Annotated in this window: 15 protein-coding genes and 3 riboswitches; of the genes, 1 reads left to right on the top strand and 14 read right to left on the bottom strand. The window is 31.6% G+C overall.

Going from position 1 to position 16,177, the window contains the following annotated elements; genetic code table 11:
• Positions 1–40 precede the first annotated feature (40 nt).
• Positions 41–120: riboswitch (glycine riboswitch) on the bottom strand.
• A 2-nt stretch (positions 121–122) separates the two neighbouring features.
• A riboswitch (glycine riboswitch) is annotated at positions 123–207 on the bottom strand.
• Between the two features lie 148 nt (positions 208–355).
• The 12 genes from Q326_RS0106855 to Q326_RS0106800 all read right to left on the bottom strand — a co-directional run bounded on the left by Q326_RS0106855 (position 356) and on the right by Q326_RS0106800 (position 13,712).
• On the bottom strand, positions 356–2,080 hold the full coding sequence (locus Q326_RS0106855) for a Na+/H+ antiporter NhaC family protein (protein WP_026894705.1): 1,725 nt from the start codon (positions 2,078–2,080) through the stop codon (positions 356–358).
• A 188-nt stretch (positions 2,081–2,268) separates the two neighbouring features.
• A riboswitch (Lysine riboswitch) is annotated at positions 2,269–2,447 on the bottom strand.
• An 87-nt stretch (positions 2,448–2,534) separates the two neighbouring features.
• Positions 2,535–4,268 (bottom strand): methyl-accepting chemotaxis protein, encoded by a 1,734-nt coding sequence (locus Q326_RS17920; RefSeq protein ID WP_026894704.1) that lies wholly within the window; start codon positions 4,266–4,268, stop codon positions 2,535–2,537.
• Positions 4,269–4,495: 227 nt separating this feature from the next.
• Positions 4,496–4,996: a flavin reductase family protein gene (locus Q326_RS0106845; RefSeq protein WP_026894703.1), complete on the bottom strand. Its 501-nt coding sequence runs from the start codon at positions 4,994–4,996 to the stop codon at positions 4,496–4,498.
• A 44-nt stretch (positions 4,997–5,040) separates the two neighbouring features.
• On the bottom strand, positions 5,041–5,520 hold the full coding sequence (locus Q326_RS16900) for a hypothetical protein (RefSeq protein ID WP_026894702.1): 480 nt from the start codon (positions 5,518–5,520) through the stop codon (positions 5,041–5,043).
• A 34-nt stretch (positions 5,521–5,554) separates the two neighbouring features.
• Entirely contained in the window at positions 5,555–5,899 is a 345-nt protein-coding gene (locus Q326_RS0106835; RefSeq protein WP_205687657.1) for a hypothetical protein, read from the bottom strand.
• A gap of 204 nt (positions 5,900–6,103) precedes the next feature.
• Positions 6,104–7,102, bottom strand: coding sequence for a 4-hydroxythreonine-4-phosphate dehydrogenase PdxA (pdxA, locus tag Q326_RS0106830; RefSeq protein WP_026894700.1), 999 nt, complete (start codon positions 7,100–7,102; stop codon positions 6,104–6,106).
• Positions 7,103–7,108: 6 nt separating this feature from the next.
• Positions 7,109–8,389 (bottom strand): four-carbon acid sugar kinase family protein, encoded by a 1,281-nt coding sequence (locus Q326_RS0106825; RefSeq protein WP_026894699.1) that lies wholly within the window; start codon positions 8,387–8,389, stop codon positions 7,109–7,111.
• A gap of 15 nt (positions 8,390–8,404) precedes the next feature.
• Positions 8,405–9,355, bottom strand: a complete 951-nt coding sequence (locus Q326_RS0106820; RefSeq protein ID WP_026894698.1) for a 2-keto-3-deoxygluconate permease — start codon at positions 9,353–9,355, stop codon at positions 8,405–8,407.
• Positions 9,356–9,456: 101 nt separating this feature from the next.
• A complete protein-coding gene (locus Q326_RS0106815; protein ID WP_026894697.1) occupies positions 9,457–10,614 on the bottom strand; it encodes a UxaA family hydrolase in 1,158 nt (385 codons plus the stop codon).
• Positions 10,615–10,628: 14 nt separating this feature from the next.
• Positions 10,629–10,922 (bottom strand): UxaA family hydrolase, encoded by a 294-nt coding sequence (locus Q326_RS0106810; protein ID WP_026894696.1) that lies wholly within the window; start codon positions 10,920–10,922, stop codon positions 10,629–10,631.
• 208 nt (positions 10,923–11,130) lie between these two features.
• On the bottom strand, positions 11,131–13,026 hold the full coding sequence (locus Q326_RS0106805; protein ID WP_026894695.1) for a sigma-54-dependent Fis family transcriptional regulator: 1,896 nt from the start codon (positions 13,024–13,026) through the stop codon (positions 11,131–11,133).
• Between the two features lie 68 nt (positions 13,027–13,094).
• A complete protein-coding gene (locus tag Q326_RS0106800; RefSeq protein WP_169733578.1) occupies positions 13,095–13,712 on the bottom strand; it encodes a LysE family translocator in 618 nt (205 codons plus the stop codon).
• Positions 13,713–13,872: 160 nt separating this feature from the next.
• Here Q326_RS0106800 and Q326_RS0106795 point away from each other — a divergent pair, with 160 nt between their 5' ends.
• Positions 13,873–15,132, top strand: a complete 1,260-nt coding sequence (locus Q326_RS0106795; protein WP_026894693.1) for a D-alanyl-D-alanine carboxypeptidase family protein — start codon at positions 13,873–13,875, stop codon at positions 15,130–15,132.
• A 7-nt stretch (positions 15,133–15,139) separates the two neighbouring features.
• Here the strand turns inward: Q326_RS0106795 and Q326_RS0106790 are convergent, their stop codons facing one another.
• Together Q326_RS0106790 and Q326_RS0106785 are read right to left on the bottom strand one after the other, a co-directional pair.
• Positions 15,140–15,601, bottom strand: a complete 462-nt coding sequence (locus Q326_RS0106790; protein WP_026894692.1) for a chemotaxis protein CheX — start codon at positions 15,599–15,601, stop codon at positions 15,140–15,142.
• On the bottom strand, positions 15,598–16,017 hold the full coding sequence (locus tag Q326_RS0106785) for a bacteriohemerythrin (RefSeq protein ID WP_051531268.1): 420 nt from the start codon (positions 16,015–16,017) through the stop codon (positions 15,598–15,600). The genes Q326_RS0106790 and Q326_RS0106785 overlap by 4 nt, the downstream gene beginning before the upstream one ends.
• Between the last annotated feature and the right edge of the window lie 160 nt (positions 16,018–16,177).

Below are 16,177 nucleotides of genomic sequence, written 5' to 3'. Positions count from 1 at the left end.
AATGACCTCTAGATAGAATTTCTATTCTGTATTTGAAATTCCCCTGTCCTTTTTACCTGAAAGTTTCATTGGCCATAGCCAACTTGCTCCTTCGGTGCTCTAATAGAGTCTCTCCAGAGGTTCGTCCAATAACGGTCCTATCCAAGAATGGATACCTGAAAGATTCACTTCTTCGGTGGATTCACTATCCTCTCCCGCTATTTTCATCCGAATCTTATTAAATTTTAAATAACCATAAAAAGATTTTATAAAATGTAATCCCTAAAGTCAATATAATCATATTTATTCAGAATATTTTATACTTTACGCGAATAGAAAAAGACCAAAATAAAATAGCCTTTGGTCTTTTTCACTACTACTTACTCATAGATTTTTGTAATTGGTCTTCCTTTACAGACTTACCAAAGAAGTTCACAACTGCAAATATCATAACTAAATCTATTAATAATACTATATAAACTGGTACTCCCAGTCCAACTGGTATATATCCAAATACTATTGATATAGTAGCAACAGTTATGGCATAAAACAACTGAGTCTTAATATGATCTATATGGTCACAGGCAGCTCCCATAGATGACAATATAGTTGTATCTGAAATGGGTGAACAGTGATCTCCAAATATTGCACCAGTTAAAACTGCCCCTGCATTCATAATAATATAACTTTGCTCTGGCACTATGGCAAAGGCTAAAGGTATAGTAATAGGCATTAATATTCCCATGGTTCCATAGGATGTACCTGTAGCGAAGGATATTATAGATCCCAAGACAAATATAATCGATGGAAGCAAAAATGCTGGTATCGTATCTGACAATATAGATACCATAAATTTAGCAGTACCCAATTCTTTAATTACTCCAGATATTGACCATGCCAATAATAATATTACACCTGTAATCACTAAAGATTTCATACCATTTATCCAAGTATCGATTCCATCTCCTATAGAAAATAATTTTTGTTTAACTCCCATTATTAATGCCACTATACTGGCCAATAGTGCTGCCTGAAATAATACTACACTAGCATCAGATGCACCAAATGTTTCCCTTATTGCCTCAATAGATAGTGGTGCATTATTAATTATTTCCATCATCTCAGGGTTGTCTGATAACGCAGTATATCCATTATAATAAAATCCTAAGAATGCTGATATTATCAGTATTCCTATGGGAATAATTGCATTCCAAACACTAAGCTTAATCCCTTCTATAGGTTCTATCCCTGTTGTTTCCTTAGAAACCATAGGATTAGAACCCTCCCTAAGAACTTCTCCAGTAGTCCTCGCTCTTTTTTCTACCTTGTACATAGGCCCAAACTCTTTTAATAATACTGCTGTAGTAACTATAAATACTAATATCAAAATATTATAAAATCTAAAGGGTATAGTTGACATAAATACACCATAGGGATTTACACTTTGACCTATTGAATCATACGCATCCTTTATTAGGCCTATTTCATATCCTACCCATGTAGATATAAGGGCAATCCCTGCAATAGGTGCTGCTGTAGCATCAATTATAAACGCCAGTTTTTCCCTTGAAATTTTAAGTTTATCAGTCACAGGTCTCATTATTGGCCCAACTATTAGAGAATTAGCATAATCATCAAAGAATACAAATAACCCTAAAACCCATGTAATAAGTTGTGCACTAGTGGGAGACTTTGCCTTTTTTGATAGAGATTCTGCAACTGCTTTAGCTCCTCCCATCTTAGTAACCAATCCTATTAGTCCTCCTATAGTAAGACATTGAAGAATTATTCCAGCATTCCATTTGTCTGCTAATGAGTTTAATACTTGGTCAATTATGCTTAGTCCTCCATAAAAAACAGCTCCAAATACTCCATGATCATTTAGCCCCAATAAAAATGTGCCTGAAAATACACCAATAAATAAAGATAATACCACATTTTTAGTTGCAAAAGCCAATATAATTGCCACCAATGGTGGAAGCAATGTAAGAAAACCAAACTTTTCTGCATTGGCCTGAGCAACCTCTGGGTCAACGGCAAATACAGTTCCTGTAATAAACATACATATTATGATAGTTATCACAGTAATACTTTTTTTCATCTTTTTTCCTCCTCTTTTTCTATTTACTATATCCTATTCATTTTTTTGTAGAAGCATTCTGTGATAGATTCCTTTATAGTTTTAAAAATAAAAAAATCCTTAAGCAATAGCTTAAGGATTTGAATTTAATATCATCGCTACTAAACCTCCTTATGCAAGGAAGTATAGAAACAACTCTTCTTCTCCTATCAAACTATAGCGCTCCACAAAATGAATGTTTGTGACAGTCTTGGATATATTCTATACAAGACCAATATACAGTATTAAAGCAATTAACTGTATATTTCGGCAATATCTCCTTTCCAACAGCTTCAACGTAGCTTAACTCCACTGCTGTACTATTAAATAATGCACCTCTAAGTTCTAAAAGATAAATAGAAATATTTAATTTTTAATTCTGTTATATAGGATAATACTTATATATATATTTGTCAAGAAATAGTTACAATAATACTTAAATTCTAAATTTACTAATCAAGTTTTGTAATGCCTGAGCAAGTCTTGCTAACCCTTCACTGGCATTTGTGATTTCTTCTATTGATGCTGATTGTTCCTCCATAGAGGCAGAAACCTCTTCTGTTCCAGCTGCATTTTGTTGAGCTAATGCCGATAATGCATCTATAGTATCATTTACTTCATTTTTCTTCTGCTCCATTATATGCCCTGAATCATTTAATCCCTGTATAATTTTGTGGGTATTTTCTATTGCCTTGATAATCTCTAGATATTTTTCTTCAGTAATTTTCATATTTTTCACTTGTTCTTCTAATATAGCCCCCACACCATCCATAGTTTTTACTGCTATATCAGAGTTATCTTGTAGTGCATTGACCATGTCATCAATAATTTTGGTTGATTGAGTTGATTGTTCTGCAAGCTTTCTAATTTCATCTGCTACCACTGCAAACCCTTTTCCATATTCACCAGCTCTAGCTGCTTCAATTGCTGCATTTAAAGCTAATAAATTAATTTGCTCTGTTATTTCACTTATTAGATTACTTGCTTGATCTATCTTTGTAGAACTCTCATTAGTCTTGATAATGCTATTATATACATCATCAGCCGCTCTACTACTTTCCTTAGTTTTTGAAGATAAATTATTCATCACACCTAGACCATCTTTAGCCAATTCTTCTACTTTTTTCGATGCCATTGTCAACTCCTTTAATTTATGTTGATCCTTTTCAATTAGTTCACTTAACTCTATTAATTTTTCAGCTCCTTCTGCAGTATTCTGTGCTTGGTTTGTTGCTCCCTCTGCTATCTCAGATATAGTTTTAGCAACTTCTTCAGCTGCTATAGAAGACTGTTGAGTAGTAGCAGTTAATTCTTCAGATGATGATGTTACTTGTTCCGATGTATCTCCTACTTTCTTAATCATATTTCGTAAATTATCTTCAATAGACTTTATCGACCTTGCCAATGCCCCTATTTCATCTTTTTTATTAGTAAATTTATTTGGTATATCTTTTGTAAGATCAAAATTTGCTATTGTATCTATATGTGAAACTGCCATTTTAGTGGGATCAGTAATATGTTTACCAGCCAAAAACGCTATTAATATAGAAAAAATAATCACAATAAAAGTTATTAGTAAAAAATAATTCCTTATATCATCTAAATTATGTTGAATTAGAGCTTCTACCTCTGTCATAGAAATACCAACAAATAAAATACCTATAATTTGGCCTTTCGCATCCTTTATAGGGTCATATGCTGTCAAATAAGATTCCCCTAATATATCTGCCTCCCCTACATATCGTTTGCCTTTTATAATACTATTATATGCCTTGCTGTCCCCTCCTAAAAAAGTACCTACCGCTCTACTTCCATCCTCTTTCTTGATATTCGTAATAACCCTCATAAAGTCATTATTTTCCTTTGCAAATATAGTGGCGACATTTCCCAAATCTTTTAAAATTGTATCGACCAATTCATATCTTTCTTCTATACTGACACCATTTTTATCAACTAATTTTTCATTTTGTAGTTTTAGATATCCAAATTCATTTTTTAAATATTGATTAGCTGAATTAATATCTGCTGAAAGTTTCTCTTTCAATACTTGATATTGAACTTCATTCATACCATTGGAGCTTTTTGCAAAACCTAAATACGCAATCAAACTAGTAGATACTACAACTAAACTGCAAAAAATTAATATTAATTTGCTTTTTATACTTCTCATAATCACTCTCCTTTTTAATATTCATAATATTTACTCTTATTATATTGATATTTATTCATATTTTCAATAAATATTCTATGATTTTCGATGTTTTTCTACAACATTCGACACAAGTAGCATTAAAATAGCCAAATCTTTCTAAAGATTTGGCTATTTTTATCCCTTTGTCATCAGTCTAAATAATGATAATTATTATGTTTTTTCTCATTTTAATATCAATTTTATACTTATCTAAATTTTAAGAATTGTATTTTTGAGTAATCAATATTCCCTTCTGTATCAACTATACCTTTATTGGCATGTACATAATTGATCTTGCCTATAAACATTTCATGAGAACCAGTTTTTATAGAATCTACAACACTACATTCTATATTTACAGGACAATCCAACAATAACGGTGCATTAACTTTAACTCCTTCACCTATATTCATGCCTAGTTTAGCTAGCTTGTCTTCATCTTTTCCACTATGAGTTCCAAGATATTTATATTGTTTTCTAAGAGCTTCAGTCACTAAGTTGACAACAAATACTCCCGTTTCCTTGATTATAGGATATGAATAGCGTGTTGGAACTATACCAACCATTACCATAGGAGGATCAAAACTGCAATTACAAGCATATTCAACAGCTAGAGCATTGTCATTGCCTTCTCTATCTCTACATGATATCAATAAATCTGGTACAGGCCTCAAACATGTTTTGAAATTAGCACTCTTTTTTTTCATTTAAATTCCTCCATTTATTTGAAATTATTTTTAACTTATAAAATTTAATCTTCCTTTACACTACTATCTTCTAATTCCTCTTCTTCATATGCCTCATCTTTATAGCTTTCATTATCCTCTTTCATCTCTTCCTCTTCGTCTGTTTTTTTATCTTCTTGTTTTTTAATAAATATATTTAATATACGAGGTGCTGATTTTACTCCTATTACCATAAAAATTGCTATCACAAGAATCTCTATTGTCGCACTAATATTAATTCCATTCATTATCAATGCAGAACCTAAGTCTGTAAAGACACAAAACCCAAGTGCAGCCCATACTCCTGATTTAGCAAAAATAAATACCATTAATCTTAATAGTGGTATAGATATAACTATGCCCACCAAGACGGTATACAACATAGAAACATTAGTATAACTCTCTATTACATGCATCATCCCAGCCATTCTTGGACAAACAACAAAAAAGGCAAAGGCTAAACTAGATATAATATTTTCCCTTGTAAAACCTAATTTATCTTTCATATGTAATCACCCTCAAAAAAATTTATGTATTTGACTAGCCTATTATTAAGTTTGATATTATAGGTGCTACCTTCACTCCCAATACTACAAATAATGCTATAATAAATGTCTCTATTGCTGCATTGATACTAATTTCCTTCATAATAAATGCAGCAGTAAAATCAGTTAACACACAAAAAATAGCAGCTCCCCATATACCAAAAAGGTTAAAAAACCCCACCATAATCAACAATAGGGGAATAGATATTATAGTACCTGTTATAACTGTCCTTAGTACAGAGCTATTGGAATGCTTATTGATTATATGCATCATTCCAGCCATTCTTGGGCAAGTAATAAATAGACCAAATGCTATTCCTGATATAATTAATTCATGCACTATGATTCACCCCCTAAATATATTTTTCAATAATTTTTATGTAATTGAAAATGAATATCATTTTCTATTTATATTCTATATTATTTTATTGTTAATTTCAACACAAGATGAATTTTTATTAAAAAAAGGAGTTAAATCTCTATAGAGATTTAACTCCTTTTTTTAATAAAAATATCATATTAATTAGTAACCACATACTACCCGCTATTTACCTATCAATCTAGCTGCTAATTGTATAGACTGCGTCATACTACTCTCATCTGCCAATCCTTTCCATGCAACATTAAATGCTGTTCCATGGTCAACTGATGTCCTTATGATGGGTAAACCTACAGTTACATTTACTCCACTATGGAATCCTAATAATTTAAGGGGAATATGACCTTGGTCATGGTACATAACTACTACAATATCAAACTCTTTATCCTTTGCCCTTACAAATACCGTATCTGGAGAAATTGACCCTTGCACATTTATTCCCAAACTTTTGCATTCTTCTATAGCTGGATTTATTGTTGATATTTCTTCATCCCCAAATAATCCACCTTCGCCAGCATGGGGATTGATACCTGCTACTGCTATTTTAGGGTCTTCATACCCCAGTCTTTTCATAGTACTATCTGCAAGTTTTATTACTGATTCAATCCTATCCTTTGACAATCCTTGTATAGCTTCAAGTAATGATACATGGGTAGATACATGGATCACCTTTAAGCTTTCATCATATAAAAACATAGCATAATCTTTTCCATTGCTCAATCTTGCTAGAATTTCTGTATGACCAGGATAATTATGTCCTGCCAAATGCATTGCTTCTTTGTTTAAAGGTGCTGTAGAAATGGCATCTATTTCATCATCCAATGTCAACTTTACTGCCCTTTCTACATACTCATACGCTGCATTCCCTGCCATCTTTTGTATCTCTCCTGGTAATAATTCATCTATCTTTATATTATCAATATTTAACACATTCAAGATATTATCACTAAAATCACATTCATCGGTATCATGGACTTCATTTAGTATTATATCTTCAATCCCTATAATATCCTTTACCTTTTTCATTACATCCATATTACCTATAACTAAAATATTATAATTTTGTTGCCTAATGGTATTTTTAAAACTCTTTAATATAATTTCTGGTCCAATTCCTGCAGGGTCTCCCATAGTTACACCTATCAATGGTACATTCCTTTTCATCAACTATCATCCTTTCTTCAAAAACTCTATGACCTTGATCATCGTATCTTCTTTTCCAAATCCCCCTGCTTTGGTTACAATAGGTATTTCTCCAAATTTTTCACTTATGAAATATCCATAGGGTATAGCTGGCAATATTTCATCCTCTATTATTATTCCTGAAACCTCCATAAATTTAGCTGTCTTTATAGCTATATCTCCCCCGGTTAACATCAGACCCTTTATATTTTGTTTATTACATATCTCCCTAGTTAATAATCCAAAAAACTGGGCAATATTATCACTTACATTGTTGCTGGCAAGGCCTTTTTCTCTACCTATATCTCTAGCATATTTAACTTGCTGTCTATCCTTTGCACTTCTTATTACTATATCTCTATCTTCCTTTACACATCTATTTACTAATTCTAAAATCCTTTTCTTTTCTTCCTCTGGATTCAAAAACATTCTCTTTATATCTATATCTATAATCTCTATATTGGCATAGGAAGATAGGTAATTTACTTGATTTCTTGTATTATCACTTACACTACCTGCTATTATAACCACAGTCCCTTCTCTATTCTCATTTCTATCTATTAAGTTTAAGGCCTCTGGTAAATATTCAGCCAGTCCTGCCGAACCCGACATTATTATCTTTTTATCTAAAAGGGCAATGGTATCTGCTATATCTTTAAGGTTAGATTTATTATTAGCATCTATTACAATGATTTCATACCCTTGATTATTTAGTTTAATGATCTTATTTTTCAATATTTCTGTTCCTTTAATTACATCTTGCAAACCTATTATTCCCACTTTTTTATCTGTCTGCAATGTAATTATTTCTGGCACAAAGGAATTTTTAACAGGTGTAATGGGGTCTTGAGCTATCTCCGTTTGCTCAAGGGGAATATTGTCTACAAAATGTATGCCTCCTACTGTAGTACGGCCATTCTCTGGTAATGCTGGCACTATTATTGCTAGATTACTATTAAAACCTTCCATAGCAGCCTCTATTTCAGAGCCTATATTTCCTCTTAATGTAGAGTCTATTTTTTTATATATATAATTAACTCCTTCAGTTTCTGCTATATTTGCTACTTCTTTAACCTTATCATATGCTATTTCTTTCTTATCAAATCTACTCTCTGTATCTATTACAATAGTATCTAAATTATTTATAGCCTCTTTTATACCAGAAAAGTCTGTAACTACTCCTGTTTTCAAACCTTTTTTACTAAATTGTACACCGGTATCATTGGAGCCTGTCAAATCGTCTGCAATAATGATAAATTTATTAGTCACAATATCCTCTCCTATTTAATCAGCATTTTCTTTTTTGTTAAGTCTTTTATTTCTTTTTGCAATGTATGTTGTAAGGATTGGTGCCAACAGTGCAGTTGTTATTGTAGATGCAGCCACTTGTGGAGTAGCTACAGCAGCTATAGATTTAAGTGCTGGATCTGCCATTGCCACTGCTGCTGGTGTCGCTACTGCATTTCCTGCTGTACTGGAAGCTGCCGCTCCTCCTACACCTGAACCACCTGTAGCTTTATCAGCCAATATGTTAAATGTTCCTCCTATCAATGTAGTTATAATACCTAACAATATACCTGGTAATCCTGCTTTTATAAGCATTTGGAAATTGATTCCTGCACCTAGTGCAAATGCAAAAAACGGTATCAATATAGGACCACCTTTAGTCAAAAAGTCTCTCATCTTTGCATCTAAATTCCCTAAAATCATACCCACAATTATAGGTAAAATAACTGCTATTAATGCTTTAAAGGGTATACTGGCAATTCCAGCTGTTCCCAATGCTATCATAGTTAAAAAAGGACCATCATTTACAGATATTATTGCTATAGCCCCTACATCAGTTTCATCCCCAAATTCTCCTGTAAGCGCTGCATAAAGACCTCCATTAGTATTGGTCATAGCTGATATTATAGCAAGAGAAGAAAGTCCAAATAATCCATTTTGTCCAAAAAATTTAGCTACTATTAGTCCTATTACAACTCCTATTATAAACTTACTTAAAGTAATAGCTGCACCTTTCTTAATGGCCTTTGGTGCTGCCTTAAAACTTATACCTGCACCCATACATACTAAAAACACACCTATCAAGGCACCAGCTCCATTAGCTATAGCTGTAGTAAATCCTCCTATTTCTAATAATTGTGGAAAAAAAGTATTAATAATTGCTCCTATAACTAGAGGTACAACCATCATTCCTCCTGGTATTTTCTCTATATTCTCTTTGATTTTCAACTTTATTCCTCCTCAATAAATTATAAAATTTATTCTATTTTCGTAATTCCAAATATTATGTAAAATACATGTCCATGTACTTTACATAATATTGCCTTTATCTAAAATGTGGGGGCTATTTTATATATGCCGAATTCCCTATGTTTAAGGGCCTCTGCCTTAGTTATTTTACCATTACATACTTTAACCATCTCTTCAAATATCTCTTTTCCTAAATCCTCTATTGATACTTGTTCATCAATTATTTTTCCAGCATTTATATCCATATTGTCTATCATATTATTATAGGTATTACTATTACCGGTTATTTTTATAACTGGCGCTATTGGCGATCCCGTAGGTGTGCCCCTCCCTGTAGTAAATATAATTATCTGGGCACCTCCAGCTAACATGCCAGTAATAGATTCTATATCCTGACCAGGAGTATCCATTACATAGAATCCCTTTCCTTTAGGACATTCTGCATACTCTAATACTCCTTGTATAGGTGCAGAGCCTGCCTTATATATACATCCTAAAGATTTTTCTTCTATAGTTATCACACCACCTTCTATATTTCCTGGTGTAGGTTGACTGCCCCTTATATCTACGCCTAAACTCATAGCCCTTTTTTCAGTTCTGTCCACTATTTCTATCAATTTTTCAGCTACTTCTCTATTTACAGCCCTCTTGGCCAATATATGTTCTGCCCCTATCAATTCAGTAGTCTCTGAGAGCATTGCAGTACCACCTTTTTTTATAAGGATATCTGAGCTTACACCTACTGCTGGATTGGCAGCTATACCCGAGGTAGTATCAGTTCCTCCACATTCTATGCCTAAAACTATTTCATCCATATCTACTTCTTCTCTAGGAATATTTGCCACACTTTGTACCATATCTCTAGCTATCCTTGTTCCCTTCTCTATAGTCTTTAATGTGCCTCCACACTGTTGAATAGTAATGGTCTCTACTGTTTTTCCTGTTTTCCTTATTTCATCGGCTACATAGGTAGGTTCTGCACCCTCACATCCTAGACCTACTACCAATACTTTAGCCACATTGGGATTGCTTCCAAGCCCTATTAAAGTCCTTACAGTCTGGTCATGGTCCGCTCCTACTTGACAGCAACCATGCTGATGGGGCAACGCTATACTTCCTTCTACATTTCTACTGATTCTTACTGCTGTTTCACTGGAACATACAGATGTTGGAAGTATTACTACATGATTCCTTATGCCTATTTTTCCATTTTCTCTTCTATAGCCCATTATTTTCATACCAATACCTCCTCCTATTTTGTTAAATCTCCTCTTCCTCTTTTGCTTTCAACATTATGAATGTGTACATAATCCCCTCTATTAATATCTTGAGTTGCCATTCCTATTACTTCTCCATATTTTATGACATCATCGCCCTTTTTTATATCTTTTAGAGACATCTTATGTCCAAAGGGTATATCTTGGTTTGATACTATTTCCACAATATCATCTTCTAGGTTCATGGAAACCTTTTCTTTTTTCACGATATTAGAAATAGCTGTAGCAACATTGTCTTTAGAATTTGCAATTATAGCCTTTAATCCCATTGTCTTTCCTCCTTTATTTTTAAATTTTCTGTCTACTTTAATAAAGAAGCAAGATTTATGCCATTTAATTAGTTTTAAGCAAAATTCTTTACAAACGACTAATTTTCAAAGTCTATATATTATAATCTTCTCATAGCCATATTGAATATAAAAAACTCTATAAAAAAAAGATGTATATTGCATCAGTCACGATGCAATATACATCTTTTCAGTTTTTTAGTTTTCTATTTATAGTTCCCCTATCTATGCCTAATCTCATAGCAGCTTTTGTCTTATTGTAATTTTCCTCTTTTAACACCTTTATTAATATCCTTTTTTCTATATCCTTTAAAGTTCCTTGTAGCAATACATCTTGATGTTCTATATTATCACCTTCACTACACAATTCTCTTATGATTATATCCAAATCTTCTTTTTTAGCTATATTAGTATCACTTATTACAGATATCTTTTCTATGACATTCTGCAACTCCCTTATATTACCTGGCCAATCATATTGTTGAAAAAATTCTAACATATCATTGTCTATCTCTTTAACTTTAGTTCCATATTTTTTACTAAATTTATTTAAAAATAAATCTACTAATATCTTGATATCTTCTTTTCTATCTTTTAACTGTGGTATTTTTAAATTCAATACATTTAATCTATAGTATAAATCTTCTCTAAAATTACCATTTATAACTTCTTCTTTCAAATCTTTATTTGTTGCAGTTATAATACGTACATTTATTGGAATCAACTTATCATCGCCTATACGCATAACCTCACGTTCTTGGATAACTCTAAGAATTCTGGCCTGAAGCATAGCATCCATCTCACCTATTTCATCTAAAAATATTGTTCCATTATGGGCTATCTCAAATAGACCTTGCTTTCCACCTCTTCTTGCTCCTGTAAATGCACCTTCCACATATCCAAATAATTCACTTTCCAATAAATTGCTAGGTAATGCTGCGCAGTTAATAGCAACAAATGGGCCTTTTTTTCTATTGCTATAATTATGTATGGATTGTGCAAAAAGCTCCTTACCTGTACCACTTTTTCCAAGTATCAATACTGTAGAGTCTATTTTCGCATATTTTTTTGCCAATTTTATGATACGCTTTATTTCTTGACTTACACCTAATATATCCTGAAAGGTATGCCTTGCTATAAGTCCCCTCTTAAATATTTCCTTTCTTATCTTCTGTTCTAATTCTTGTATTTTAGTTATATCTTGAAATGTCGTTACGGCTCCCCTTACCTCATTTTTTATAATTATTGGCACCCTATTTACTGCTATATTCATATTATCATTTATCTTTTGAATTCGACCCAATTCCATTTCTCCTGATTTTAGCACTTCTGGTAATCTAGTATTTGGTATTATATCTTTGACTGGTTTTCCTATAACTTCTTTATAAGGCTTGTTAAATATCTTCTCTGCTGCTGTATTATAAACATTTACTACTCCTTTACTATCTACAGACATAATCCCTTCATGAGAAAAATCCAAGATAGCTTTCAGCCTTTTACTTTTCTCTCTTTCTCTCATGGAGATTTCATGTATCTTTATTGCCTCTTCTATGGCATTGATAACTGCTTCCTTTCCAGACATTATAAATCTATGTTCCAACCCCTTACTTTTGGCTGCCATAACAGATATAGTATCACCTACTACAACCTCCACCCCTAAATTTATAGCATCATTAACTTTATCTATAGCTTCAGATTCCTTATCTATCTTAAACCAACATATATCAAGTCCTAATATTTCCCCTATACTTCTAGCACCTGTTATCACATTGCTATATCCAATAACTGCTATTTTCTTATGGGTACCTATATATTTCTTTAATGCCCTCAGCAAATCATATCCTGTAACTTTGATTTCTACAACTGGTATGTCTACTTTATTCTTAATAAGAGTAGCTGTTCCTCCTCTAGTAATTATAATCTCTATACCCTCTTTTTTAGCTTCTACAGCTTTAATTACACCAGTACTCAAATCTCCCACAACTGTATCAATGGTCTCCTTATATAGTCCCTTGTTTTTTATCACACTATCAGATATATCCTTCAACTTCCTATGCGGTGCTATCAAACGAATATATTGATTCATATATACACCCCTATTTATAATGATACCTCATATGTTTATTGTATTTAGTATATGCAAAATCATATAACTTAAAATCTCATTATACCTTTAAGTAAATTCATAATGCCAAAAATACTTATTATAGTACCTATTATCTTATCTATAAAAGAGAGACTACATTCTTTATAATTTTTTTTAGACTCTTTAACTAAATTAGAAGTGAAAAACCACAATATAGAGGAACCTAAAAAAATCGAAATTACCAATACTATATTTTGCTTAAAATTGTCTACATTTACATCTATACCTATCTTAGTAAAAATAGCCAAAAAAATAAAAAAAGTCATGGGATTGGACAAACCCATTAAAAATGTAGAAAAGGCTGGATGTATAATATCTTCTTTTGTCTCTGTATTTACTTTTTTATTGCATACAGCCTTCATAATAATACTTATTCCAATGATTAAAAATAAAATTCCTGTTATTTCATTAATAATATATCTATTTCTTTCTAAAAAATCATCAATAAATCCCATTCCCAAAATTGCAATGGATGAATAAACTAGATCTGATACTGCTGCACCAACACCTGAAAGAAAACCTATCTTCCACCCTCTATTTAATGTCCTTTGAATAGATAAAAGCCCTATAGGACCTACAGGCAATGAAACAAATATTCCAATAAGAATTCCTTTTAATACCACCATAGCTCCCCCTAGTACAATATATTTATGCAATAAATCATTATAAAAATTGACTACCATATTAGTTATATCATCTATATATACATAAGTAAATAGGCTAAATAGTATTTAGTATAATTCATTCTATATCAATGCATAATAAAAAGTAATGGAGGTGAAAAAAATGAATATATTTATAAATCATAAAATAATTAAAGTTGAAGATGAATACATAGTTGAACTATATCTACAAAGACAATACGATGAGACCTCAATGGAATTTTTGTCAAACAAACAGGAAAAAGTTAAAGACTTTAAAAAAGAAATTAAAAATTATATAGAATACAAAATTCCAAATTTAAGAATAAAAACAATCAATATTATGCTTGGTTCTTTACTAATTGCATCCATTCCTTTCAGTTCTATCAATGTTGAAGCCAGTACACATAGTAATCCTATCCCTACTGAAGCTACAAATAATTATGCAGTAAAGTCAGGAGATAGCTTATTTAAAATTGCTAAAAAATTTGGCATAACAGTTAAGCATTTAAAAGATTTTAACCATTTAAAAACTAACTTAATCTATCCCAATCAAATTATATATATACCTACTAAAGAGATAATAAAAATAATAAACAGTTTGCCTGATAACATTATTCATATTGGACATCAAGGAAATGAGATAAAAAATATACAGAGAGCACTAAATAAAATCGGTTATCACTTGGCAGTAGACGGGATATATGGACCTAATACTAAATCAGCTATGCTCAGATTTCAAAATCAATACAAGAATTTAGCTGATGATGGGATATATGGTCCTAATACTAAAAATTATTTAGAGCAAGAACTACTTAATAATAATATTAAATCAAATCTCAGTGATATCTTAGTTTTAGTAAATAAAAATAATTCCATTTCATCAGATTATATACCAAAAAATCTTGTTATACCAAATGTTTCTTTTCCATTTAAAGAATATAACCCAAAAAAACTAATGAGAAAAGACGCTGCATTGGCCCTAGAAAGGCTGTTTGTACAAGGAAAAAGAGAAAATATTGACTTATATGCAGTATCTGGCTACAGATCCTACGACAGACAAAATACAATATTCAATTCCAATGTTAATAAACATGGACTTGAAACTGCAAATCAATTTAGTGCCAAACCTGGACAGAGTGAACATCAAACTGGACTAGCTATGGATATAACTAGTCGTTCAGTAAATTTCAGTTTGACACAAAATTTTGGAAAAACCAAAGAAGGGAAATGGATTAAAAAAAATGCCCATAAATTTGGTTTTATAATCAGATACCCTCAAGGTAAAGAATCCATTACAGGATATCAATATGAACCGTGGCATCTTAGATATGTAGGAAATGAAACTGCTAAAGATATAACTGCTAAAAATATTACCTTAGAAGAATACTTAGGTAGAAAATAATAACATGCTAATTTTCTTTTAAATATATATTAATATCAAATTCTCCAATAGGGGTCTTTAAAGGTAAAAATAATGCCCTCTCATTGGCCATAGAATATGATTTATACTCTCCTATAAAAATTTGTGGTGGTACTATATCACATATATAGTCATTATTATTTAATATAGTCAGTGCATTCCCACCGATTATATTGGCTACTTCTCCCAATGCTGAGGATACAAAATTATCAATTTTTTTAATTGGCATTCCAGACATAATCTTTACCATTTCTAAAGTCATCTCTTTAGGAAAACTAAATAGAATTGTACCTTTAAGATCTCCTGTAACTCCTAAAATTACATTGGCATCTTTACTACTTACCATGCCTTCTACTACTTTTAAATCTCCTCTTTCAGTATCTATATCAAGCATTAGATTAAATACATCCTTAGTTGCTTTATAAAAGGAGTTTACATACTCTGATTTCATAGAATTTCTCCTCCTTTATTCTTTACATAATCCCCTATTTTTTGGTCGGTTTGTGCTACATGCATAATTAACCAGGTCATCAGTTTAGCACTAAATTCCTGTATCTTCTCCTCTGTAAAACCTTCCTCTTCAAATAGTTTAACATAATTATTTACTACTCCCTTAAACTCTTCATGAATCTGCTTATGTTTTTGGGTATCTGGATAATCAATCTTTCTTTGATATGCCTCCTCTTGATCAAAATGGATTACTACATACTTTTGCATAAAATCCATGGTCTCTTTTACCTTATTTAATTTTTTTTCCCAACTATCTTCATTTTCAACAGTCCTAATAAATTCAGATACACGGTTAAAAAGCTCTTGATGCTGCTGGTCTATTAAATCTATACCAACTTTATATTTATCTTTCCACATCACAATAAACCCCACCTTTTTTTAATCTTATCAATAATATAGGTATCAAACTTTAATTTTTAAAATATTAATAAATGTAGAAATTAAAAACCTATAATGTCTTTAAATACTTTTTATCTTTTACCCAAATATATATATTCTAAACAAGACATACAATAAT

Origin of the sequence: Clostridiisalibacter paucivorans DSM 22131 (assembly GCF_000620125.1) — a bacterium.
Lineage (GTDB): Bacteria > Bacillota > Clostridia > Tissierellales > Clostridiisalibacteraceae > Clostridiisalibacter > Clostridiisalibacter paucivorans.
The sequence above is the reverse complement of the archived record's forward strand: the minus strand, read 5'-3'. Positions and strand labels throughout refer to the sequence as shown.